We start from the raw sequence: 23393 nt of genomic DNA on the forward strand, positions 1-23393 counted from the left end.
AATATAAAGAAGAAGAAATTTTAACCTCTGAGTCTTATATTGATGAAGAGGAAGAAAGAAATTAAAAGCTCAAAATGCAAGGAAAGAGCTTAAGTTAATATTAATAACTCTTGGAATAGTTTTTTGACTAGTTTTTTAACTTTCTGTTATTTCTTTTTTAACTATATAGAAGCAAAAGCAGCAGAATATAAACTACAGCAAGCAGCAGAAGCAAAAAAGTTAGATAAAGCTGAATGATGCAAGCTATAATATTTCAGCAATTCTCAAATAATCTTGAGGGGCAAGATTTTCAGCACGATAATTATCATTGATTTTCAACTGAGTTAATACTTCATGTATATTAGGTACAAGATTTTTCAGTGATGATTTGATCATTTTCCGTCGTCCTGCAAAAGCAAGCTTTGTTATTTGCTCCACTTTATTTATCAGAGCAATAGACGGCGGATTTTCTAAAGGTATTAGTTTAACTATCGCAGAATATACTTTAGGAGGTGGATAGAAAGCAGTTGGCGCTACGTCAAAGCACTTTTCCACTTTAGCGATTAGCTGACATATTACCGATAATCTGCCATATGCTTTAGTTGAGGGCATAGCACAAACACGTTCTACTACTTCCTTTTGTAACATTAGCGTCATACTAGTAATTAGCCGTGCTTCTTTCAGCCATCTAATCACTAACTCAGTACCTATATGATACGGTAAATTAGAGATTATAGTTACTTTATAGTCAATTGATTTGGACTCGCCTATATCGTTGCTTAAATCGGTTAAATTTATTTTAAGAGCATCTTGTTTAATAATATTTAGATTAGGATAATATGCTTTAATCTCATTAAGGAGCGGAAGGCATCTCTCATCTGTTTCTATAACAGTTAAGGATTCAGGATTTTTCTGCAATATTGACCTAGTTAACCCTCCTGTGCCGGGCCCTATTTCTAATACTCGGCTATTTTCTGCCAGGTTACTTGCACGTACGATTTTCTCACATAGACTACTGTCAAAAATAAAATTTTGTCCGTGCTTTTTAAGAGGATTAACTTGATGTAAAGCTGCGTGTTTTGCAATTGAAGGGAGCATAGGGGATGTCATTCCCGCGTAGGCGGGAATCCAGTAAAACATATAAAAACAAGTTTTTATATGTTTGTTTTTATCAAATATAATTCTGTATTAATAATCAAGGTTATTTTTCTGGATTCCCGCCTACGCGGGAATGACATAGAATAACACACACTAAGACGGCAGCATTATTTTTATAGCTGCTTTCTTACGCATATTTTCAAACATTTTTTGTGCTTTTTGCGAAATCTTTTTATTGGTTAGGAAATTTACTACATAATTATTTTCATCTTCATTAACATTTAAGATTTTTTTGCTGCACACTAATGTTATTTCAAATTTGTTATTTACTTCAAAAACATTACTTGCTTTATCAGGAGTTAAGTCCTTTACAATAGTTTGTTTTACGCCTTCTATCTTGCTAAGCTTATCGGTAATAATTTGCATAGTAGCAAAATTATCATAAAGCGATTTTTTAACATCCGCACATTTTTTTAGTCGATTTTTCAAATTATTCATCTGCGTAAACGCTTTATTGCCACCATCTTTAGATGTAAATACTTGCATTGAAATTTCTACGTCTTTTTGATCGCTAGATAAAATTGCGACATCTATTTCTTTATTACTTACTTGTACCGATCTTGATAGACTTGATAAAATATTCATTTTAATCAACTCGGATTTAATTTGGGAAATAAAACTATCAGGATTAACTGATTTGCTTTTTAGATACTGAAAAAGAGAACCGTGAGGCATTTTATTACGATCTTCAATGGACTTAATAGCGTTATCTATCTCTTCTTGCGGAATTTCTCTATCTCCTGCATATTGAACAAGCAAAGATGCGTCAATTAAGCTCTTGAGCGCTAAGTCACTTAGCTGCTTATCTTGAGCAGACGTTAGACTTTCAACATTATTTAGTGCCATAATCATTTTTTTTCTAGCACGGAACTCATTAAGAGTAATAGGTTCATCATTTACGGATGCTACTATATTCGGTAATGATGCTTGTGCTACATTAAAAGTAAAAAAAACGGTAATGATTAATAATAATTTTCTCATGTGATACTCTGAATAAGTGACCAGTAAGTAGACAAAGTTTTATTTGGAAAAGAGCAAGGAGTCTATAAGTCAAGGAGCGGAGCGTACATTTAGTACGTGAGCACCGCAAAACTTATAAGACGACGTAGCCAATTTTTCAAATAAAACGAGTATACTCACATGTTTAAAACTTTTAAACCGATAGAAATAGTCGGCGAAGAGGTAGTCTTTTTGATTCCTCTACTTCCATCGGCTAGATAATCGGAATAAATCTTTGCAGTAATTCTAACACAATCTTTAGCATATGTCATCCTAATAGTTCGAGTAAGTAAATTTGGAGATCGTCTAGAGAGATCAATGCGTGCACTAAAACCTATAGTCCAATTTTCCGCTAGCTGATAATTTATGTCTCCATAAAATTGTCGTACTCTATTATTTGAAACCATTATACTTTCTACGGAATAATATTTGTTAAGATTGGTAAGCTGAATAAAACTACCTAGAAAGTTAATCTTATCATAGTTAAAATTTCCTCCCACTTCATCTCTAATAGGTCTGAAATATCTATCTTTCCGAAAGCTATAAAACACTTCTAAATTATTATAAAGATTACCTAGTATCTGCCCTACATTTTCCGTATCATCAGCCGGCAAATCTATACTATATCTTGTATTACGGGATTGTCCTAAAAATAATTTTAAATAATTTTCTTCTTTAGCAATATTAGTATTTAAGCCGTAACTTAATCTATTACCGAAATCATGGCAATCAATACCGCTATAACGATTGGATAAAAAGATATTTTTTTCGGATAATTCATATTTAGCAGGATCAATTATAACAAATTTGTTATCTTTCTTAGATAGTTTACGTCCCATAGTAAAAGAAACTACCGGCTCAATAAGTAAATTTATCGTTTTTGTTATATTGCCTACTAACGGATAACGCCATAAAGTTTGCAATTCCGGTATATTCCTTTGAAATGATTTACTTTCTCTCGGCTTATCTACATAAGCCCGTCTAGCAAGATAAAAATCGCCTCTATCTTTAGCAGCAAAATCAAAAATTTGTCCTGAAGCAGTCAGCACATTATGCATAAAGGATAGTTGCAAAGAGGTTCTAGCAACTTGTTTGCCTATTCTTTCTTTGTACATTAACGTATTATTTTCAACAACGATATGGCTGTTGTCATTATCATTCAAATTTATCACGTTTTTTGTATTGATTTTTGGTAATACTAGAGGATCGGTATATTTACAATCATTACTACCTACGCCTTGAAAACTTAATCCTTCCGCCAAAAAATAATCAGCCTCATGAATTTTATTTAAGAATATTTTAGAAGTTAAATATGAAGCGTAGTTATTATAATAATTTTTTAAATAAGCTTTATCCGATGTGCGCTCCACCCTGAAACCGTAATCATAAACTTTATCGGTACTAATAAAATTACCGCTTGCTATATAATGATAAGAAGAAACTTTTTTATTTTTCACTACACTTCCGTCTTTTTCTAGAAAATACGGTAATTTACCGTAACTAACTTGAAAATTCATATTATTGGTATCATTCAGGCGATAACGTGCTTCTAGCTCACAAGTTTGATATTTACTAAAAATTCTTGGAGTGAGAGTAAAATCCATATTAGGTTTTGCACGTAGATATAGGGGGATGCCAAACCCTTTATTTTTGACGTCAGGTACCAATAATCCGGAAGTTGCAGGGGCCGTAGGAGCCGGATGGAAAAAATACGGTAAGTAAAAAATCGGTACACCGTATACTTCAAAAAACACGTTTTTATAAACTACGCTATGCTCTGCGGAATGAATATAAGTATCCTTAGCAGCAATTTGCCAAATAGGATTTCTATTACAAGTAACATCACAAGGGGTAAACTCAGCATGGTGCAGCTTAAGATTATCTTCATCTATTCTTTCGGCAAGTTTAGCAATTAAAAGATTATTATCACCGGAAAGCAAAATGAATTCCGATATGATACCTTTCTTAAATTCATCTTTTAAAACCGCTTTGTCTCCCTCTATTATCCGATTTTGTTTATCCTTAATTCGGATATTACCTTCTGCCCATAAAATATCGTTTTCTATATCATAAAGTAAATTATCTGCTGTTAATAAATACTCATCCGTAATAATTCTTATATTACCTTTAGCATATATCAAATCCTGATTTTCATTATACTCTACGAAGTCAGCTATAATATTGCTTATTTTAATATTTTGACCATTCTTAGCAAGAGCGGCAAAACTTACCAAAGAAAATATTATGATAATAAGCAAACATATTATTCGCAGTAGCATTTATACTAATAAATATATTTTAATAGTATAAAATAATAGCAAGCTATTAGCAATATATCAAATAATAAAAAATTTTGCTTGCTCTTTTGTAGTGCAAGGTTATTCTATGGAGATGATAACCGTCATTGCGAGGAGATGCATAGCATCGACGTGGCAATCTCATGAAGTAGGATAAACTCCTGAGATTGCTTCGTCAAAACTTATAGTTTCTCCTCGTAATGACGAATAATGTGCTACCCTCAGCGCAAAAAACCAAGTACTAATAAAATGCTAGACAATTTTATTGCTCATCAAGCAACCAAAGAGTTTTCAGTTAGTGAGATTTCCAATAAAATCAAAGAGCTATTAGAAAATAATTTTGGCTATATTAAGGTAAAAGGCGAAATTTCAGGCTTAAAAATAGCAAGCTCAGGTCATGCTTATTTTAACTTAAAAGAAAATACCGCCATTTTAGCCTGTACTTGCTGGCGTCCTATTCTTGCTAAAATCAAATTTCCTTTAAATGACGGCATGGAAGTAGTAATTAGCGGTAAACTCTCAAGCTATGCAGGTAATTCACGTTATCAACTATCGGTAGATAATTTGCAACCCGCAGGACTTGGAGCTATGCTGCAAATTCTAAATGAGCGTAAAGCAAGGCTCGAGAAAGAAGGCTTATTTAATAAAATACGTATTCCTATACCCTTTTTACCTGATCAAATAGGCGTTATCACTTCAATAACCGGTGCTGTTATTAAAGATATTATTCATCGTATTCGCGAACGTTTTCCGACTCGGATAATAATATGGCCGGTTAGCGTACAAGGAGCAAATTCTGGCAATGAAATTGCTGAAGCAATTGAAGGATTTAACAATTTAGAAGAGGTAAATAAACCACGTGTTATAATCGTTGCTAGAGGTGGCGGTTCTATAGAAGATCTTTGGTCATTTAACGATGAGATATTAGTACGTGCTGCTTATAACTCAAAAATTCCTATTATTTCCGCAGTAGGTCATGAAGTGGATTATACTTTAATAGATTTAGCAGCTGATAAAAGAGCTCCAACACCGACTGCTGCCGCAGAATTTGCCGTACCGGTACGATCTATTTTAAATAATACGCTACAATCTTATGAAAAAATATTATTGAATAATACTAGCCGGTTAATTAAATATCACGAACAAAATATAGTAAATTACAATAAAATACACAGATATCTCTCTCACTATATAAATAATAGGCAGCAGTTACTGGACGAAACCGGTTTTAATTTACTAGATGCTTTACCGTGCTTTATTGAACTACAAGAAACAAAGATTAAATCTTTTTCTAAAGAAAGAGTTAACCCTGCTAAAATAATCAATTACAAAACATTAGAATTAACACATCAAACAGCTTACCTATCAAAAGCGGCAAATAATACTTTGAAAAACTTTGAGTATAAATTAGAATTAAATAGTACGTTACTTGCAAGCCTTGATTATCACAACGTATTAAAACGAGGTTTTGCTATAGTTAAAGGAGAAACGGGTAATTTTTTATCTTCTAAAATTACTGCTGCGAATGAAAAAATTTTTAATATTAAATTTTCTGACGGTGAAATTAAAGTAGTTCGTGCTTAGAGGCTTTGGTTTTTAACGTCATTGCGAGCAGCCGTAGGCTGCGTTGGCAATCTCATGAAATAATGATAAGCTCCTGAGATTGCTGCGTCGCATTACTGCGTAATGCTTCTTGCAATGACGACTCTAGCATCCACGCAACAACGATTGTTCGCAATGACGATAAAATATTGCTACAGGATAACATTTTAATTCTAAAAAAATACAGCCCATGAAAATTTTAAAGCTTTTTATTTTTATACTTCTCACTTCTAAAAATTTGTATGCTTTAAGCATAGGCACGAACGAACAACAAGCAATTTTAGAATGCGAAGGGAAAGCTGATAAAACAACTTTGATAAATGCATGGTATATAAATGAGCCTTATCAATACTTAATTGTTGCTTCAAACAATCATACTACCGTTTCCGGTATGGGTATAGAATTAATTAACGCTATTGCTGCAAAAATAGGTATCAATATTGAGTACAATCAAGATAGCTGGTATCAAGATCAATTAGATATTCAAAGCGGCCATGCCGACATGACAGCAGGAGCTACTTATACTACTGAGAGCAGTAACTACGCTTATTTTTCAAAGCCTTATCGTCTTGAAGAATTATCATTATTTATTATTGAACCACTTGCCACAATGTTAATGAACTAACAGTACAAATACGTCTATTTAATCTTCAGTTAGGAATAGTGAACGGTACTGTATACGGAGATCCTAAATTTACGGAGTTTTTATATAATGAGAAAAATCAAGATATAATTAGAATATATCACAATAATATGGAATTGATAAACGGAATAATCAAGAAAGAAATTGACGGTTTCATTAGTGATCGAATTGTCGGTGCCGTTAATATTTTAGGAAGAACAATAGACAGGAATATATTAGAAGTTCCCTTAAATATTAAAACTCCTATACATTTAATGTTTAGCAAAAAAACCGTATCTTAAATATAGTTGAACAATTTAATTTTGCTATAGATGATTTTCTTGTAAATAACGAGTATAAAAAAATTATTAAGACATACATATATCATATTCTATTGCCTAAATCTATAGATTCTCGTTGGTGCTATGTTATAGGTTTACGTGGTTGCCTTGCTTTTGCTTTTTCAGGAATTATTTGGAGTAGCAGAAAAAATAGTACTTTATTGGGTACACTTTTATTTGTGGTATTACCGTCTGTTAGTAGCTGTATAATGCTAGATTTAATAGCAAACCATGATACGGACATTTAAACTTCTATTTTACTCCTTCTTATTTCTATTACATATTTGTAGTAGTTTTTACTCGGTTTTACAATTATTAAATTATTCAGCTATTATAATAAACAGATTGCTGAAGATAATTATTGAGAACAATCCTTAAATAATATAGTATTATAGGAGTTGCAATGGTTATTATTAACAAAATTGAGCCTCTAAGTTTTTGGGGACCGTTTTTTGCTTTCATTACGGCTAATTGCGGTGCAATATTACAAGATTTTATTATGAACGAAAATTCAATTAAGAGGATACCAAGAGGAGTGAGTATTGAAATCACTGTATTATGGGGTATAGCTTTTAGCGTATTATTAGATATGTACAGTAGTAATCCAAATTATCATACAATAAAATATTCAATGAGTATAGTAATTTCCGGAGCATTTATTACTAGTCTCTTAGTTTATCATTTTGGTTTTCTTGAGTGGCGATTCCGTAATGAAAAATTAGAAGATATAGAAAAACAAAAACATGAAGATAGCTACTTGGAATATTAATTCCATAAAAACAAGACTTAATTTATTGCGTAATTTTTTATCTAAAGAAAATCCGGATATTTTATTATTGCAAGAAATAAAATGCGAAACCGCAAAATTTCCTTTTGATGCATTATCCGATCTACCTTATAATTCTTATGTTCACGGACAAAAATCATATAACGGCGTTGCTATAATTTCAAAATTTCCTGCCGATGAAATAATTAAGGATTTTCCGAATAATTACTGCAGTGATCAAGCAAGATTCTTAGAAATAAAATTATCATTACCTATAGGGTTTTGTAATATAATCTCGCTCTATGCTCCTAACGGTTCATTTGTCGGTAGCGATAAATTTGTAGCAAAACTAGCATTTTATGATAATTTTATCAGTTATCTATCAACTAAAAAATCTTTTGACGAAAAAACTATCATAGGCGGTGATTTCAATATTGCACCGTTCGATATAGACGTATATTCACCTAAGCTACTGGCTGAAACTACTTGTTTTACTGAGGTTGAACAAAAAAAATTACGCACTATTCTAAATTCCGGATTTGAGGATTTGTATAGATTAATGCATCCGAGTAAACAAGAATTTTCATGGTGGGATTATAGAGCCGGATGTTTTGAACAAAATAAAGGTATGAGGATTGATATGATTCTTGGTTGTAATAATACTATTGACTATTTAGAAAATTGCTATATGGATTATAATTTAAGGACTCAAGAAAAACCTTCAGATCATATACCGGTAATTGCGAGTTTTAAGGGATAGTCAATGTGGAATGTTGCTATCTTAGGATGCCGTATGTCATTCCCGCGTAGGCGGGAGTCCAAAAAAAATAGCTTTAATATTGATATAGAAGTTACATAACTTGATAAAATAACCATATAAAAACAAGTTTTTATATGATTTTAATGGATTCCCGCCTACGCGGGAATGACATAGACCACTTTTTAAAAATAAATATATGTCTCCAAAATTCATGACATTTTACGAAAAATATATGACGATTGTCGGTACAATCGGCAATTTTATGTTTTATATACAGGCTCATAGGATTTGCACCTGCCAATCTTCGGCTTCTGTTTCTATGCCCGCCTTTACTATAAGTGCTATTGCTCTTTGTAGTTGGCTTATATACGGCATATTAATAAAAAATACACCTATTATAATAGCAAATATAGTAGGTTTTATTGGGGCATTATTAGTTCTCTTAACCATAATAATATATTAATAATGACTAAGAAAATTATTACTTTAGTTGGCCGTCCGAATGTAGGCAAATCAACGCTTTTCAATAGATTAAGCATACGTAAAAAAGCTATCGTTCACGATTTGCCAGGCGTCACTAGAGATAGAAAATATACAGACTGCAAAATCGGCTCTTTTGAATTTTTGTTAATTGATACCCCAGGACTTGACGAGAATCCTAATAGTATGGGAGAGAGGTTAATGGAGCAGACTATTAAAGCAATTTTAGAGGCAGATTTAATTTGCTTTATGGTTGACGGTAGAAGCGGAATATTACCTGATGATAAGCTACTTAGTAGTTTTGTTAGAAAATATAATAAGCCTACTATATTGCTAGTTAATAAATGCGAGAAAGCTTTTGATTTTGATAAAGAGTACTACAAATTAGGGTTTGATAGTATGATAGCTATCTCTGCCGAGCATGGCACAGGCTTAATTGATTTATATGACGAAATTATTGCCAAGTTACCTGAAGAAGAATCAATCGAGACAAATATAACCAATCCAATTAAAGGAGATTGTTTGCAGATAGTAGTTAGTGGCAGACCTAACACCGGAAAATCTACTTTTATAAACGCTCTTATTAATGATGAAAGATTATTAACCGGTCCTGAAGCCGGCATTACTCGTGAATCAATTGAAATTGATTGGCAATATAAAAATAATCATATTAAATTGATTGATACGGCAGGACTTCGCAAGAAACCTACTATTACAGAGTCTTTAGAAAAATTATCGGCATCGGATACTATTAACAGTATTAAATTTGCTAATACTGTAATCTTAATGATTGATGCTTTAGCTCCTTTAAAACAGCAAGATTTAAATATTGCAAGCTATGTGGTAAATGAAGGAAGAAGTATAGTTATAGTAGTAAATAAATGGGATTTAGTTAAAGAATCCGCAAAAGAAGCATTTCAGGAAGAATTTTATTATCAGATAAATACTCATCTGCCTCAGGTTAAAGGTATCCCCGTTCTATTCATTTCAGCAATAAATAAACAAAATATTGAACAAGTGCTAGATGCTTGTCTTAAAATTTATAAAATTTGGAATAAGAAAATAACTACTAGCAAATTAAATGAATGGCTTAATTTTACTACGAAAGCACATCTGCTGCCTTTACAAAAAGGCAGCAGAAGAGTGCGTATAAAATATATGACTCAAACAAAAACCCGCCCCCCTACTTTCAAGCTATTCTCCAATAATCCGGAAAAAATTACCGATAGCTATAATAGGTATTTAGTAAACAATATGCGTGAGGCTTTTGACATGCCGGGCGTTCCTATTAGATTCACTTACGTAAAAACTAAAAACCCGTATGTGTAGTTTAAAATTAATTAATAACAGTTTAGTTATTAGCACCGAAAAATCTGAATTAGATATATTACTAGATAATATTACTGATTCTAATTGTCATCATGAATTATTAAGTAATGATAAGACTAAAGGTAATGCAATATGGTAACTTATATACTTTAACCAAGCTGTAAATTAGATAAGTTCGCTATTCCAACTACACTTATTTTTTCTGTTTTTTTATATGTATTATTCCCGACGGTAACAATATATAAATGTTCTAACTGCAAAGCGGCAAGAACGATATGCATTGATTTAGTAATACTAGGAGCATCAGCATTTTTTACTTCAAAGCCGTATTTCTTACCATTCTTAATAATTAATAAATCTAATTCTGCTCCTGTTTGCGTTCGCCAAAAAAAATACTCTACATCCGTTTTAAATTTACGTATTAACTCCTCTATTAACCCTTCAAATGAAAGACCACGTTTTGGATGAACATACCAATCATGTTCGTGAATCCCTAATAATGCATGTAGTATTCCGCTATCTCGTAATATAGACTTTCGGTGCTTTCACTTGACGTTTTGAGATATTTTCATACCAAGGTTTTAATAACCGCATAATAAAAGTTTGCTCTAATATTTATGTCCGTTAAACCGAGCGACCTTCCAAACGCGCTATAATTTAATAATTGCCTATGATTATGAGCAAGCATCATCCATAACTGCCTCATTACATGTGCATTAAGAGATATTCCTAAACTAGGCAAATCACGCTCGATAAAACTAGTGATGTAGCTATTACGCCATCTAAGACTTTGGACATAATTTTTTGCTAAATATGATTTAGGAAAACTACCTCTTAACCATAACTCCCTAAAATCATTTATCTCTACTATTAAATTGAACGGAGTAAACTCCGTATATTCAATACGGCTGGCTAATGATTCTGAAGATTGTCGCAATAATGCTCCAGAAGCACTACCTAATATTAAAAATTTTTTGTTTGAATAGTCAGCAAGAACTCTTAAATAAGGAAAAATTTCTGTCTTTGAATTTCATCAATTACTATTAAACCGTTTAAAGGCTCAAGAGTTGTTTTAAGATTCTTAAATTGATCTAAGTGAGCGCCGGATCCTCAAGATCAAAAAAGTAGCTCTTTTCATCTTCTTTAAGCTGTTTAATATAAGCATGAGCTAAAGTAGTTTTACCACATGGCCTTGGGACCGAGAATGGCACAAATAGGGAATATCTCAAGGGCACCTGTGATCTGTGTTAAATAATATCATCCTTATAATTTCATAATGACACTTTGAATTTACAATATAATTTTAATCAAATAATAGCAAGATGTTTCTAGGTCCTGTGCACTTTTGATTAATGATTATAATTATGAGATATTTTTAAGCGAAAATTAATAAGATTTTTGAAGGAATAGTTATACATATTTCAAAAAAATTTGATAATTTCCAGCTAAAAAGAGCCATAATTATGATTATTCTATTAAAAGTGCACAGGACTTAGGCGCCTCTACCGGCTTTTCCTATCTCTCTTTGTCTTTCTTCTAATACCTTACTTGTATGCGGTCCTACCGCTTCTTTATCTTTACTAAATTTACTTTTTCCTAAATTAACTATAGTGTCTGCTACTACTCCTAGCACTTTTGGATCTGATAATAATTTTAACACCAGCAATATAATTTTACCGTATTCATGTTTGCTAAATTTATCGGCAAATTAATTCAGGTGCATGTTTACCGGCTATCTTTACTAATTTTACACCGTCTAATTTTAATTTTTGACCCTTAGGTGTTTTATTTCAAAACTCATCTACAACCGGTCCTAAACTACTTGCATGTTTTGTTAATAGTTCAGGAAGGTCTTTTTCAATTATTTTGCTTATTTCCGGATTATGGTTTTTAATTTGTATCAAAGGACTAATCAATTCCTTTACCTCTTTTACCTTTTCTTCTTTTGATTTCTCTTCCTTTGGAAGTGGCTTAATTAACTGAAATTTTTGTATTATATTAGCAACTTTATCGCTATCGGAAAGAGCGAGGCTTGCAAGTTTAGTAATTGACGGCAGCGCATCTTTTAAAAAAGGCGTAGATACATCTAATGCCTTATTTATCAACTCCGGATCTTTCCCTTGTGATTCTATTCTTTCCGTTACTTTAGGATGTTTTAAAACATCTAATATATCCTGTTTATTACTATCTAAATATCGCGGTAATTCTTTTTCTAAAACAGGAGATAAATTATCAATAATTTTTTTGGCATTTTCAACTAACTCTATACTATTTGAGGTTTTTTGCCTTTTAATAACTCTTTTTTAGTTTCAGTATCTAACCCTTCCATATTTAGGTTCATTTTAGTCCAACGCTGATTTTCTTTAAGCTGACTATAAGCTTTTATATGAAGGAGTACTTTCAATTAATTTTTCGCTAGAATTTACAACTGTATTTGCAATTAATTCAGGTTTAGCGATTTTTTGTGCTTTATTATTTATTATATTTTCCGTAATTTGAACTAACCCCTTTTGATTATCAGGATTTTTTAAAATTATACTAAATCGTGATTAAGAAGGGGTTTTACTTTGTCTGAAGTAATAATGTCATGTATATTTTATAGCACCTTGAGATGATGCGTTTTTTTGTTTAATATTCTTATATATTTCTTGTACTTTTGGGTTTAAATCGCTTTCTAGTGCTTTAGATATTAAATCTACTCCTAGTGTAGATAATTCTCTGATAAATTTAGGACTTATTTTGTCTAATACATTTATTTTTTCTGTTTCGGCAGTTTGAAAGTTTTTTGTTATTTTGCGAAGCCTCTTATTTAAAATAGGCTTGAGAAGATATGGAATAACTTTAGACTGTAAAAGAGTTTCTTTTGAACTATTGATATAGTTTTGGAATGTAAAACAGAAGCACATTTTTTTATAAGCGATTCTGCATCTACTATCATCTTGCAACCAGCTTCAATAGAACCTACACTAGTGGTAGCACTTCTCGCTTTTCTGAGGTTATTAAGCTCCAGTACAAGATCAGGTAAAACTTGAGAAGCCTCCCAGGTAAACTGCAATGCACTAGGAACATTCCCGACTGCTTGGATAACACTTTGTATTATACCTAAATTATCTTTATTAAGATCTAGATATCGTTTATTTAACTCATCATATTTTTTGTTACCTGTTTCAGCTCCAAGAGCTAAAGATCCAACTTAAACCCACGAAAGGTTTTATATTCTTCATCAAGGTGTTGCCTTATATTATCAATGGATTCCTGCTCTTGCTCTTGGCTTTCAGAAATTTAAATACCTTTATATAATTTAAAGGTTTATAAAATTTTACTTTTTAATTTTTGTTAATTTTAAAAGTCATGGTTATCTTGCAATGGTTTTTTACTATAATTTTTCATTTACCGGTAAATCCATACTAACCTCTCCACACAATAAAACGATATTCTCCATTACCTGAGGATCTATATCCGGGTTGTTATACTCTTTATTTTTCTGCAGTTGTAATAGTAAGGGTCAGGCCATAATTCCATGATTTTCGGTAAAGATTTTTGCTGTATAGTACCGACATTATACTCGCGTTTTAAAACTTCAGCCGGCATTCACCCTACATCACCGATAAAATATATTTCTGAGAAATGCAAAATCGATTTAATATATTATTGGGATCTATATGGATTTATAATATTCACTTGTACATCATTAAACAATTTCACTACTATAAGTGGTTTATCGAGATGTTTTTCTATACTTACTAAAGCTATATTTTCTAAGTTTTCGGGGCATTGAACAATTTTATCTAAAGCCGTTAATTTTTCAAACTCTTCCTCTCCTATTTTTTCTTTTAGGTCTCTTTTATATTTTTGTTCTTTATCTGAAGGAAATACTAATTTATCACAACCAAAAAAGGAGTAGTAATAGGATATTTAATAAATAAATCTTTTAGTTTCATAATAAAAAATTTTTTAATATATAAGGCTATAATATTAATAATTTTTATATGTCAAATAATATCCTCTAGACTATCTAGGTCATGCTTTACCAATCGTAACAACTTCGCTTCAGGGCTTAGATTTTTCACGGCCCATTTTTTAATCCAAGGTTCGGCGAGCTGCCACATATTAACATTACCATCCAACTGTCTGCCTATCCCTTCCACCATTATTAAAGTCTTTTGCAATAGCAACAACTCCGGTTGTACTTCCATGCCGAAATCTTCCGTGATTTTAAATAAATGTGCAAGCAGCTTACCTATGGAAATATTTTTTATGGGCGTCCCTACTATAGGCTCGGTAACGGCTCTACAACTTTGAGCGAATAAATCTAAATCGGTATTTGATGGGATGTAGCCGGCTCTTAAATGTACTTTAGCAACTAATTTATAATCACGCCTTAAAAAGCCAAATAGACTTTCGGCAACGGCTAAACGATCTTTTTCTTTAAGTCTGCCCATAATACCGAAATCAAGTAAAATTATCTTACCTTGCTTATTCACTAAAATATTCCCTGCATGTAAATCAGCATGAAAAAATCCGTCTCTATAGGCTTGATTGAAAAACATTACGGCAAAATCCTGAGATATTTTTGTAGGCTCTAACCCCATTTCCTTTAGTAGCAAAGTATCATATATAGAAGTGCCGTCTAACCACTCGGTGGTTAGTATATTTTCTGATGTTAAATCCCAATATATTTTAGGGATTATCACGTTAATATCATTTCGCATATTATCCGTAAGCTCAGAAGCTGCTGCCGCCTCTAAACGTAAATCAAGCTCAAATTTCATAGTTTCATGAAATTTATCGACTACTTTAATTGGCTTTAGCCTTTTTGCTTTAGAAAATTTTGAGATAATTTTTGCAAGAAAATATAGCAGCTTAATATCTCTGTTATATTTTTTATGAATACCCGGACGCAAAATTTTTACCGCAACATATTCACCGGTTATAAGTTGTGCTTTATGTACCTGCGAAATTGATGCGGCAGCGATGGGGATATCGTCGAGGTGTAAGAAAGGGAGGGCGTCATGGCTCACAGTCGTAGACTGCGTGGCAATCTTTTGTTTACTTGCTGAGATTGCTTCGTCGACATAAATGTCTCCTCGCAATGACGTTATCAACCTTCTAGCCACCCCACCATCAAACGGAGGTAGCTTATCTTGCAGTAACCTTAAATAACCTGCTATCTCTGCTCCTACTAAATCGGCTCTTGTCGAAAGAGTTTGTCCGAATTTTATATAAATAGGTCCAAGATCACTTAAACAATCTATTAAGCGTTTGCCGTAATCTTCCCGTGATTTTTTTATTAACGAGACCGGAGCAAAAAATAAGGCTAATATATAACCGATAAACCTGAAATATTTAGGGCTTCTTGAATCAATTAAGATTTGCTTTTTACTGATGATACGAACAATACGTATTAAATTAAAAAAATTACTTATCATCTATTATATACTCCGAAGTAAAATAAAGAGTAGTATACGAAGATCAACTTCAAAAAGAGCAAGGAGTTCACAAGTCGAGGAGTGATATTTAATACGGGAGTACCGCAGATCTTGTAGAACGACGTAGCCAATTTTTGAAGTTCAGCGAGTATACGCACTGTGGATAGCAACTATTCCGCCACTTAGATTTTTATAACCGACTTCCTCAAAACCGGCGTCTTTAATCATTATTCTAAACTCGTCTTGTGAGGGGAATAAATCTATACTTTCGACCAAATATTCATATGCCTCTTTATTACCCGCTATCATTTGACCAATACTCGGTATAACATTAAATGAGTAGAATTTATAGAAATCTTTTATGTACCCTTCCTTTACTTTTGAAAACTCAAGACATATAAACTTGCCCATTGGCTTTAAAACCCTGCATGCTTCCTTTAAAGCCTTATTTATATCAGGTACGTTTCTAATACCGAATGCTATAGTATAATAATCAAAACTATCATCCGGAAACGGTAGTTCTTCAGCACTTGCTACAGTAAATTTAAGATTTTGAAATAAATTCAGATCTATTGCTTTTTTCTTAGCTTGCTTTAACATTTCTTCATTAATATCACTTAAAGTTAAAGAGATATTATTAACTCTATCTCTTGCTTTTTTAGCAAGTTTTAAAGCAATATCACCGCTACCGCTAGCAACATCTAATATATGAGAGTTAAGATTTGGAATTTGCCTAATAAATTCATCTTTCCATAAGCGATGTAATCCCAAACTCATTAAGTCATTCATTAAATCATACTTATCAGCGACATTAGAAAAAACGTTATTTACTAAACCTTGTTTTTTAGTGTAGTCTACTTTTTTAAGGCCAAAATTTGTTTGGTTCATAGTTTTTTATTATAAATATTAGTATCACATGCCGGAACTTCCTGAAGTAGAAACTCTTAAAAACTCTCTAAAAGATAAGCTAATCGGACTTATTATAGAAAATGTAGAGTTAAAAAGAGATAATTTACGTTATAAGCTATCCCCGCTTTTAGCTACAGAAATCTTAAATACTAATATACTGGATGTTAGGCGTCGTGCAAAATATTTAATTATAGATTTTAATAATGATTATTCTTTAATAGTTCATCTAGGCATGAGCGGTAGATTTACTCTGCAATCTGCTAATTATAAAACTCAAAAACACGATCATGTGATTTTTGATTTAAGTAACGGCGAAAAGTTAATTTTCAACGATACTAGACGATTTGGTATGATTTATAGTTTTAAGACTGATCTCTTAGAAAAAGAATTGTTTAATGATTTAGGCATAGAGCCTTGTTCTGATTTATTGACGTTAGAATATCTAAAAGATAAGCTACAAACTAAAAAAATACCGATAAAAAACTTGATTATGGATAATAGAGTTATAGTCGGAGTCGGTAATATCTATGCTTCCGAAAGTCTTCATTTAGCTAGAATTCATCCGGACAAATCAGGTAGCGATTTAAGGGATGATGAAATAGAAAATTTAATTAAATCGATTAGAGATGTGTTAACTAAAGCTATAACTGCCGGCGGTACTACTCTTAAAGATTTTGTAAACGGCGATAACAAACCTGGTTATTTTACTCAGCAACTTAAGGTTTACGGTAGAGAGGGACAAAGTTGTTTAAGCTGCTCTAGCACTATTATCAAGACAAAACATTCAGGCAGAAGTACTTTTTATTGTAAAACTTGCCAATATAGTTAATTCACTTGACATATTTTTTAAAACCATTTATAAAGCTCTTTATTATTTATTCAATTATTGTAAAATATATGAAGGTAGACTCCTTACATAACCTATCTTATAAAGAGGAGTTTGAAGGAGGCACGAAACGCAGCACCGCAGCGTACAAAAAGGTACGTGAGAATGCGAGTATTGGATCGACGTATGTCGCAGATACTTCAAAAGTTGGAAGTCAAATAAGTGGTGAGCCTGCACAGCGTATAAAAATACGTGAGCACAGGCAAATCCCGAAGTTTAATGTACCAAATCTTGAAGTATCAAAGGTATACAAATTACCTTTAGAAGGAGGTTATGCAAGAAGTCTAATAAAGCCGGTGATTATGGCAAGAAGTAACGGTAAAAGACTATGGCCTTTGTCATCTCGGGATAAACCGACAGTTTAAAAAAATATTGAGTGATCTAACTTTACTTCAGCAAACATTAAACCGAAATAAATTTTTAGGACAACCTACTATTATTACTTCCAAAAAATATGAATCAATCACTAAGGAACAAGCAGCAGAAATAGATGTAGAAATAGCATCAATTACCGAGCCTTTACAAAAAAATACTGCCGTTTGTGCCACTATTACGGCATTATCGGCTAAAGCACCAGGATTTGATATTGTAGTGTTACTACCTTCAGACCATCATATAGCTGATGATATAAAGTATCTTAATACTATAAATAAAGCTTTACATTATGTTAATGGCATTTGCACTATAGGTATTCCTATAAATGTTATAAGTGCCGAGTATGGCTATATAAAAACACAGGATTATCAATTGCAGAAAATGTTTATCTAGTTGATCATTTCATTGAAAAACCTATATTAGAGCAAGCAAACAAACATTTTCAAAGTAATGAATATTTTTGGAATTCAGGAATTTGTGTATACGATGTTAACTTCTCCTTAAACTTAGCAATGCACCTTCAACCTGATTTATTCTGTATTGCAGAAAAAGCATTTAATACTGCCGCAAAAAATGAGAATAGTTTGGCAATAGACAATGAGGCTTATAATGAAATCGCAGCAATTGCTATAGACAATGCCATAATGGAATATATTTCGGGAATGGTCATGATAAAAGCCGATTTTGCTTGGAACGACCTTGGTATTTGGCATTCCTTATTACAGGTAAAAGACCGGAATATAAACGATAATTATTGCGAGGGACACGTAGTAACAAGCAATACTACAAACTCTTGCATTAGTTCTAATAATAAATTAACTACCGTAGTAGGTCTTGACAATGTAATAATTATCGATACTATGAACGGTCTTTTGGTTGCCGATAAATCAAAAATGAATGAAATCAAAGAATTAGTAATGAAAATAGAGCAAAATTAAAATGAATGATCTAGAGAAAGCGAAAATCCTATTTACTGCTCTTTTTAACGGAAAATCTGATTCATCACTGAATTATGAAATATATGAAAAAGCTTTTCTAAATAATATTTTATCTTCTGAAGAAATAAAATTAGAAACTATGAAGGGAAATAACGAAGCTTGTTATATTCTTGCTAAAACTTACTAAATTAATTAATAGTAACTCTCAAGATGAATATAGCTCTATGTTATTAACATTGATTGGAAGTAAATTAGGAAATACAGAATGTACACAGCTTGTTTATTCATATCCTAAAAATATACAAGCTTTGAATCTGCTGTTAACAATTTTATTCAAGACTATATAGGACAGCTTAATATCACTTTTGATGATACTATATTATCAGCTGCTTACTCCGATACTTTAGATACTTCAATGTTAGGAGACTCAAATTATAATAATATGTATAACCTTGGTTGAACACCGCTAATATTCAAGACTATTGACATAGCGTTATTGCTTATATATCCTATTTTTATGAGTTTAAACCTCATCATTCAAATATAGCTAATCTTATACACTTCAAAAATCTGTAAGTTATAGGAACAACTTAGTAATAAAGCGGTTCATTTTAGTTGGGTTACAACATGGAAAATACTACAGAAGAACAAATAATAATATCTGAAGTCAAAAATTCTGAAGTCAAAAATGATGAAGAAGAGAAAAGGTTAAAAGCAGAAGACTCACGAAAGCAACTTAAAGCAATACTAACATTTGGTATTATTTTGACCGGTTTTTTAACTTTTACTTATTTCTTTTTTAATTACATAGAAGAAAAAGCGGAAGAATACAAACAACAGCAACAACAAGAAATGCAAAAAACTAATAAGAGTTGAATATTAGATTACCACACTTCTCCTTTAATTATGATCTTGTTGTATGGCTGCGATATCATTCCAGCAAGGCATTGTTGCGTGGATACCACCCCGTCATTGCGAGCGACTGAAAGGAGCGTGACAATCCAGAAAAAATAATAAAAAAATGCTATAAATCAGCATTTTTTACTGAATTGCTACGTCAATTACTTACGTAATTTCCTCGCAATGACGGAAAAAACAATCCACGCAGGCAATGCCCACTCGTAATGATTATTTTTATACTGCCTTAAGTTTAGATTGCTTGAAATTAGTTTGATCAAAATCATAGATAAAATCTTTGATAAGAGGCACTATAAACTGTTTAAATTTACTTCCGCTAAATACCTCGTAATGCCCTGCCCCTTTTTGTAAATAGTATCTTTTCATTGATTCAGGTATATTTGAACAAAGTTTTAAAGCAGCTTTTGTTTGCCCTACCGTTGCAATATCATCTAATTCCCCTTCAATACCAAGTAAAGCACATTTAGTAATATGTTTTAAATCGATCGGACGCTTCTCAGAAACTAATTTATCTCTTGCTAACGAAAATTGTTGGAATACTTCATCTATAGTTTGTAAGTAAAACTCTGCCGGCATATCCATACCTGATAAAGCCGGCAAGTTGGAGGAAGCCGGGATATACTTTTCTACCATGTCCGGGATAGTTTGGCGGCACCTGCATTGTAACCATTTGGCAGAACCATTCTAAACTTTTACTTTGAGCGAATTCATTAACTGCCGTGGGATTTTTTCTAGCATCTACAGTGCCGCCCATCAAAATCATCGAACTCGGCACATTTGGACTATTACTCTCCGACATTAAGTTAATGGCGGCAAGCAGTGGAACAGTAGGTTGGCAAACTGCCATAGTGTGAACATTCAGTCCTATAAAATTGATAAACTCCATTACGTAATCAATATAATCATCCATATCAAAATGCCCTGCCTCAAGCGGCACATAACTGGCTTCCGTCCAATCTGTAATATAAATATCGGTATACGGTAATAATGCTTGTACTGTTGTTCTAAGTAAAGTAGCGTGATGTCCCGCCATGGGTGCTACTATTAATAATTGAGGTAATTCTTTTTTAAAACCTATTTTCTGAAAATGCCTTAGTTCACAAAAAGACTTTTTTAGTATAACTTTTTCATTAATGTTATAGGTTTTATCATCAATAATTGTTTCAAGGATATTAAATTCGGGTTTTGCATATTTTCTAGTCATGCGTTCACAAAGCGTTAAATAAGCATGCATAATTCTTGCAAAACCGTTATCTTCTAATGACTCATGTTCATATGCTTCTTTTAGAATTTGTATACCTAAATGCATTGGAGCAATTTGTGCTCTAAGCCCCTCTAACATATAATATGTATAATTAGTACTTAAATCACAGTTAATCATAATTTATCCACAAATTTAAAAATAATTAATATAAATTTAGTTTAGCACTCAAAATTTCTCAGTACATTAATTTTAGGATTCACGGCTTAAATTTTTATAAATGCGTAATAATAATGGTCTTATATATCAATATGTTTCTTCTTATTTTGCTTAGGAATTTTATTTACGTGGTCATTATTAATATTAAACCAAGTACTATCATTTACTTTCTGTTTTTTTATAGAATGTATCAATATTATTTATATAATTTTCAAAATCTTTATTCTCTTCTGCTAACCTATTAGCCATATTCCAATCTATTTCCGGTCTTTCTCTAGCAGGAATTGATATTTTACTATCTTCAGGATTTTCTATATCTAAATCCTATACCATGCCTAGTACATAGCATTTCAAGTTCATGCCTAGTATCATTTTATCTACTTTCAATTAAATCAGCAGCAACTAAATAACCATAATGTGCCCATGAGGAATTTGATAAAGTCTGAAAAAAGATTCTAGTAAATTACTACGATTGATATTTTTTTTGCTTCAAAAGACTAAAACCTTGCTTGTTTTCCTGCATAATATTTAGCACAATCTTTAATTAGTGAACTCCACTTTTCATTAAGAACTTCCATACCTACCCAATCTGGGTGTAACCATTTATTATTACCTTTAGTTCCTTGTTTATTTGAAGACAAATGATGCTTAATAGGCATATTATGAATCTTCAATTTGTTTTGAAGATATAATGCAAGTGCATCACATACTTGCACTGCGGTTATTTTATCTTCTTTATTTGCATTTATTTTAGGTTCTGTGGCTTGTTCATTATTGACATAGTAACCAGGGTTTTGCGAATAATAAAACTTTAGCTTAGGTTTTAGCTCTATTCTAATATTAGGTTCTTGTCTTCGTTCAGCAGAAAGCTTACTACTGCTAATGTCACCTGAATCAATTCCTATAATCTCCTTATCTTTTTCTTCTTGAATCTTTGCTTCTAACAATCTCTTATTTGTACTTGCATTTGCTTTGAGTCTTGCTTCGTCAATGTGATTTTCTACACACCATTCAGCTATGCCATAAGAGGTAAATTTCTGATCTTCATGTGCTTTTAAAAAACCAATGATGGCATTTTTGCGATTAAATTCCATATCAAATATACTAACAATTGAAATACTATAAAATATACATATTATTTTAAAAATTTCAACTTTAAATTATCAAACTTGATGTTTTTATAAAGTATTATTTATATATTTTTCAAATTTAGAAAATAATGTTTTGAAGTTATGAGTAGTAACATTTGCTACTTCTTTTGATGTTATATTTTTGAGTTCGGCAACTTTTTCAGCAACATACCTAACAAATGCCGGTTCGTTTTGTTTGCCTCGCATAGGCGTAGGAGCTAAGTAAGGAGTGTCGGTTTCTATTAATAACCTATCAAGCGGTATATATTTGACTATTTCTTGTAAATCAGTAGCATTCTTGAAAGTTATAATCCCTGACATTGAAATATATAAACCGATATCTAGCATTTTTGCCGCTAGATTTTTTGAAGAGGTAAAGCAATGTATTAAACCTGGAAATTTGCTGTTACGCATTTCTGAGGTTAAAATGTCAATAGTATCTTCGTCTGCTTCTCTTGTATGAACAATAACAGGCAGGCGTGTACTAGACGCCGCATGTATATGTGCTACAAACGAATCTTTTTGTAATTTTTGATCGTAAGGCTGATGATAATAATCAAGCCCCGTTTCACCGATTCCGATAATTTTCGGATGCTGGGTTAGCATAATAATTGCCTCAACATCTGAGTTCGGAAAGACGTAGTCTTGACGTAGCAATCTTGTCCAAGCTGCCTGAGATTGCCACAGCACTTGCAGTGCTTCGCAATGACTAATAAAAGAATTCACTTCACACGGATGCACCCCAACACTCGCAAAAACATTTTCATATTTTTCAGCTATCTCTAAAATAATAGGTAAATCTTCAATTTTAGTGCAGATAGTTTGCATATACTGCACATTATTTTCTAATGCTCTTTGAATGACAGAATCTAAAAGCACTGCGTCATACCATGGCTTGACTACGGTATCTAGAAAACAACTAATATTAGTTGTTTTAATACCCTCACTAGATCCCGCGATCGCGTCGCGGGATGACAAGTTACTACATAAATTAAGATGACAATGTGAATCTATTAACATATTATACTCTTAGTAGGTGTGTCATACTGCGGTCT

24 protein-coding genes and 5 pseudogenes are annotated in these 23393 nt (G+C 32.2%); 15 read left to right on the plus strand and 14 right to left on the minus strand.

What is annotated here, in order from left to right:
* Nucleotides 1–243 precede the first annotated feature (243 nt).
* From rsmA to A3305_RS01030, 3 genes are all read right to left on the minus strand, one after another.
* The gene (rsmA, locus tag A3305_RS01020) at nucleotides 244–1077 is read right to left on the minus strand and encodes a 16S rRNA (adenine(1518)-N(6)/adenine(1519)-N(6))-dimethyltransferase RsmA (protein WP_014392650.1); all 834 of its coding nucleotides are present in this window, start codon (nucleotides 1075–1077) and stop codon (nucleotides 244–246) included.
* A 153-nt stretch (nucleotides 1078–1230) separates the two neighbouring features.
* A complete protein-coding gene (locus A3305_RS01025) occupies nucleotides 1231–2118 on the minus strand; it encodes a SurA N-terminal domain-containing protein (protein WP_014392651.1) in 888 nt (295 codons plus the stop codon).
* Between the two features lie 155 nt (nucleotides 2119–2273).
* Complete coding sequence (locus A3305_RS01030; protein WP_041860529.1) at nucleotides 2274–4415, minus strand: LPS-assembly protein LptD; 2142 nt, start codon at nucleotides 4413–4415, stop codon at nucleotides 2274–2276.
* Between A3305_RS01030 and A3305_RS11385 the strand changes: the two are divergent.
* From A3305_RS11385 to A3305_RS09255, 10 genes and pseudogenes are all read left to right on the plus strand, one after another.
* Nucleotides 4381–4590: pseudogene (locus A3305_RS11385) on the plus strand (hypothetical protein). The gene A3305_RS01030 and the pseudogene A3305_RS11385 sit on opposite strands and share 35 nt — an antisense overlap.
* Before the next feature lie 92 nt (nucleotides 4591–4682).
* Nucleotides 4683–6017, plus strand: a complete 1335-nt coding sequence (gene xseA, locus A3305_RS01040) for an exodeoxyribonuclease VII large subunit (protein ID WP_014392653.1) — start codon at nucleotides 4683–4685, stop codon at nucleotides 6015–6017.
* Nucleotides 6018–6225: 208 nt separating this feature from the next.
* Nucleotides 6226–6660 carry a transporter substrate-binding domain-containing protein gene (locus tag A3305_RS09875; protein WP_081120760.1) on the plus strand — a complete coding sequence of 145 codons (435 nt, stop codon included), beginning with the start codon at nucleotides 6226–6228 and terminating at the stop codon, nucleotides 6658–6660.
* A 38-nt stretch (nucleotides 6661–6698) separates the two neighbouring features.
* A complete protein-coding gene (locus A3305_RS09880) occupies nucleotides 6699–6959 on the plus strand; it encodes a hypothetical protein (protein ID WP_081120763.1) in 261 nt (86 codons plus the stop codon).
* Between the two features lie 92 nt (nucleotides 6960–7051).
* Complete coding sequence (locus A3305_RS08700; RefSeq protein ID WP_144010752.1) at nucleotides 7052–7246, plus strand: hypothetical protein; 195 nt, start codon at nucleotides 7052–7054, stop codon at nucleotides 7244–7246.
* A 155-nt stretch (nucleotides 7247–7401) separates the two neighbouring features.
* Nucleotides 7402–7767, plus strand: a complete 366-nt coding sequence (locus tag A3305_RS09885; protein ID WP_226983942.1) for a hypothetical protein — start codon at nucleotides 7402–7404, stop codon at nucleotides 7765–7767.
* Nucleotides 7742–8524, plus strand: a complete 783-nt coding sequence (xth, locus tag A3305_RS01060; RefSeq protein ID WP_014392654.1) for an exodeoxyribonuclease III — start codon at nucleotides 7742–7744, stop codon at nucleotides 8522–8524. The genes A3305_RS09885 and xth overlap by 26 nt, the downstream gene beginning before the upstream one ends.
* A gap of 196 nt (nucleotides 8525–8720) precedes the next feature.
* Entirely contained in the window at nucleotides 8721–8987 is a 267-nt protein-coding gene (locus A3305_RS01065) for a SemiSWEET family sugar transporter (RefSeq protein ID WP_014392655.1), read from the plus strand.
* A gap of 2 nt (nucleotides 8988–8989) precedes the next feature.
* Complete coding sequence (der, locus tag A3305_RS01070; protein WP_014392656.1) at nucleotides 8990–10333, plus strand: ribosome biogenesis GTPase Der; 1344 nt, start codon at nucleotides 8990–8992, stop codon at nucleotides 10331–10333.
* A complete protein-coding gene (locus A3305_RS09255; protein ID WP_014392657.1) occupies nucleotides 10326–10472 on the plus strand; it encodes a hypothetical protein in 147 nt (48 codons plus the stop codon). Before der ends, A3305_RS09255 begins: the two co-directional genes overlap by 8 nt.
* Before the next feature lie 10 nt (nucleotides 10473–10482).
* Here A3305_RS09255 and A3305_RS11390 read toward each other — a convergent pair.
* From A3305_RS11390 to ubiE, 8 genes and pseudogenes are all read right to left on the minus strand, one after another.
* Nucleotides 10483–11575: pseudogene (locus tag A3305_RS11390) on the minus strand (ATP-binding protein).
* A gap of 250 nt (nucleotides 11576–11825) precedes the next feature.
* Entirely contained in the window at nucleotides 11826–11993 is a 168-nt protein-coding gene (locus A3305_RS09260; protein ID WP_167884955.1) for a hypothetical protein, read from the minus strand.
* A gap of 130 nt (nucleotides 11994–12123) precedes the next feature.
* Nucleotides 12124–12438 carry a hypothetical protein gene (locus A3305_RS01080; protein ID WP_041860531.1) on the minus strand — a complete coding sequence of 105 codons (315 nt, stop codon included), beginning with the start codon at nucleotides 12436–12438 and terminating at the stop codon, nucleotides 12124–12126.
* 158 nt (nucleotides 12439–12596) lie between these two features.
* Nucleotides 12597–12737, minus strand: a complete 141-nt coding sequence (locus tag A3305_RS09900; RefSeq protein ID WP_226983944.1) for a hypothetical protein — start codon at nucleotides 12735–12737, stop codon at nucleotides 12597–12599.
* A 181-nt stretch (nucleotides 12738–12918) separates the two neighbouring features.
* Nucleotides 12919–13239: a hypothetical protein gene (locus A3305_RS09905; RefSeq protein ID WP_041860532.1), complete on the minus strand. Its 321-nt coding sequence runs from the start codon at nucleotides 13237–13239 to the stop codon at nucleotides 12919–12921.
* A 470-nt stretch (nucleotides 13240–13709) separates the two neighbouring features.
* A pseudogene (locus A3305_RS01095) lies at nucleotides 13710–13924 on the minus strand (hypothetical protein).
* Between the two features lie 401 nt (nucleotides 13925–14325).
* Nucleotides 14326–15762, minus strand: coding sequence for a 2-polyprenylphenol 6-hydroxylase (gene ubiB, locus A3305_RS01105; protein WP_014392658.1), 1437 nt, complete (start codon nucleotides 15760–15762; stop codon nucleotides 14326–14328).
* 141 nt (nucleotides 15763–15903) lie between these two features.
* A complete protein-coding gene (gene ubiE, locus A3305_RS01115; RefSeq protein ID WP_014392659.1) occupies nucleotides 15904–16650 on the minus strand; it encodes a bifunctional demethylmenaquinone methyltransferase/2-methoxy-6-polyprenyl-1,4-benzoquinol methylase UbiE in 747 nt (248 codons plus the stop codon).
* A 28-nt stretch (nucleotides 16651–16678) separates the two neighbouring features.
* Here ubiE and mutM point away from each other — a divergent pair, with 28 nt between their 5' ends.
* From mutM to A3305_RS01140, 5 genes and pseudogenes are all read left to right on the plus strand, one after another.
* Nucleotides 16679–17500, plus strand: coding sequence for a bifunctional DNA-formamidopyrimidine glycosylase/DNA-(apurinic or apyrimidinic site) lyase (gene mutM, locus A3305_RS01120; protein ID WP_014392660.1), 822 nt, complete (start codon nucleotides 16679–16681; stop codon nucleotides 17498–17500).
* Nucleotides 17501–17568: 68 nt separating this feature from the next.
* A pseudogene (locus tag A3305_RS11395) lies at nucleotides 17569–18250 on the plus strand (palindromic element RPE1 domain-containing protein); the annotation flags it as partial.
* Complete coding sequence (locus A3305_RS08705) at nucleotides 18235–18870, plus strand: sugar phosphate nucleotidyltransferase (protein WP_264357828.1); 636 nt, start codon at nucleotides 18235–18237, stop codon at nucleotides 18868–18870. The pseudogene A3305_RS11395 and the gene A3305_RS08705, both read left to right, overlap by 16 nt.
* 1 nt (nucleotide 18871) lies before the next feature.
* Complete coding sequence (locus A3305_RS01135; RefSeq protein ID WP_041860535.1) at nucleotides 18872–19057, plus strand: hypothetical protein; 186 nt, start codon at nucleotides 18872–18874, stop codon at nucleotides 19055–19057.
* A 440-nt stretch (nucleotides 19058–19497) separates the two neighbouring features.
* Nucleotides 19498–19746, plus strand: a complete 249-nt coding sequence (locus A3305_RS01140) for a hypothetical protein (protein ID WP_081120768.1) — start codon at nucleotides 19498–19500, stop codon at nucleotides 19744–19746.
* A 258-nt stretch (nucleotides 19747–20004) separates the two neighbouring features.
* Here A3305_RS01140 and phaZ read toward each other — a convergent pair.
* From phaZ to A3305_RS01155, 3 genes and pseudogenes are all read right to left on the minus strand, one after another.
* Nucleotides 20005–21169 (minus strand): annotated as a pseudogene (gene phaZ / locus A3305_RS01145) (polyhydroxyalkanoate depolymerase).
* Nucleotides 21170–21705: 536 nt separating this feature from the next.
* The gene (locus tag A3305_RS01150; protein ID WP_014392663.1) at nucleotides 21706–22302 is read right to left on the minus strand and encodes a hypothetical protein; all 597 of its coding nucleotides are present in this window, start codon (nucleotides 22300–22302) and stop codon (nucleotides 21706–21708) included.
* An 84-nt stretch (nucleotides 22303–22386) separates the two neighbouring features.
* A complete protein-coding gene (locus A3305_RS01155) occupies nucleotides 22387–23358 on the minus strand; it encodes a TatD family hydrolase (protein ID WP_014392664.1) in 972 nt (323 codons plus the stop codon).
* Nucleotides 23359–23393: the final 35 nt, after the last annotated feature.

It is taken from the genome of Rickettsia amblyommatis, from assembly GCF_002078335.1.
Classification (GTDB): domain Bacteria; phylum Pseudomonadota; class Alphaproteobacteria; order Rickettsiales; family Rickettsiaceae; genus Rickettsia; species Rickettsia rickettsii.

Bases quoted from the DNA above. Each gene is read 5' to 3' on its own strand.
- rsmA (WP_014392650.1), bottom strand. From the start codon at position 1,077: ATGCTCCCTTCAATTGCAAAACACGCAGCTTTACATCAAGTTAATCCT.
- A3305_RS01025 (WP_014392651.1), bottom strand. From the start codon at position 2,118: ATGAGAAAATTATTATTAATCATTACCGTTTTTTTTACTTTTAATGTA.
- A3305_RS01030 (WP_041860529.1), bottom strand. From the start codon at position 4,415: ATGCTACTGCGAATAATATGTTTGCTTATTATCATAATATTTTCTTTG.
- xseA (WP_014392653.1), top strand. From the start codon at position 4,683: ATGCTAGACAATTTTATTGCTCATCAAGCAACCAAAGAGTTTTCAGTT.
- A3305_RS09875 (WP_081120760.1), top strand. From the start codon at position 6,226: ATGAAAATTTTAAAGCTTTTTATTTTTATACTTCTCACTTCTAAAAAT.
- A3305_RS09885 (WP_226983942.1), top strand. From the start codon at position 7,402: ATGGTTATTATTAACAAAATTGAGCCTCTAAGTTTTTGGGGACCGTTT.
- xth (WP_014392654.1), top strand. From the start codon at position 7,742: ATGAAGATAGCTACTTGGAATATTAATTCCATAAAAACAAGACTTAAT.
- A3305_RS01065 (WP_014392655.1), top strand. From the start codon at position 8,721: ATGTCTCCAAAATTCATGACATTTTACGAAAAATATATGACGATTGTC.
- der (WP_014392656.1), top strand. From the start codon at position 8,990: ATGACTAAGAAAATTATTACTTTAGTTGGCCGTCCGAATGTAGGCAAA.
- A3305_RS09255 (WP_014392657.1), top strand. From the start codon at position 10,326: ATGTGTAGTTTAAAATTAATTAATAACAGTTTAGTTATTAGCACCGAA.
- A3305_RS09905 (WP_041860532.1), bottom strand. From the start codon at position 13,239: ATGTGCTTCTGTTTTACATTCCAAAACTATATCAATAGTTCAAAAGAA.
- ubiB (WP_014392658.1), bottom strand. From the start codon at position 15,762: ATGATAAGTAATTTTTTTAATTTAATACGTATTGTTCGTATCATCAGT.
- ubiE (WP_014392659.1), bottom strand. From the start codon at position 16,650: ATGAACCAAACAAATTTTGGCCTTAAAAAAGTAGACTACACTAAAAAA.
- mutM (WP_014392660.1), top strand. From the start codon at position 16,679: ATGCCGGAACTTCCTGAAGTAGAAACTCTTAAAAACTCTCTAAAAGAT.
- A3305_RS01135 (WP_041860535.1), top strand. From the start codon at position 18,872: ATGAATGATCTAGAGAAAGCGAAAATCCTATTTACTGCTCTTTTTAAC.
- A3305_RS01140 (WP_081120768.1), top strand. From the start codon at position 19,498: ATGGAAAATACTACAGAAGAACAAATAATAATATCTGAAGTCAAAAAT.
- A3305_RS01150 (WP_014392663.1), bottom strand. From the start codon at position 22,302: ATGGAATTTAATCGCAAAAATGCCATCATTGGTTTTTTAAAAGCACAT.
- A3305_RS01155 (WP_014392664.1), bottom strand. From the start codon at position 23,358: ATGTTAATAGATTCACATTGTCATCTTAATTTATGTAGTAACTTGTCA.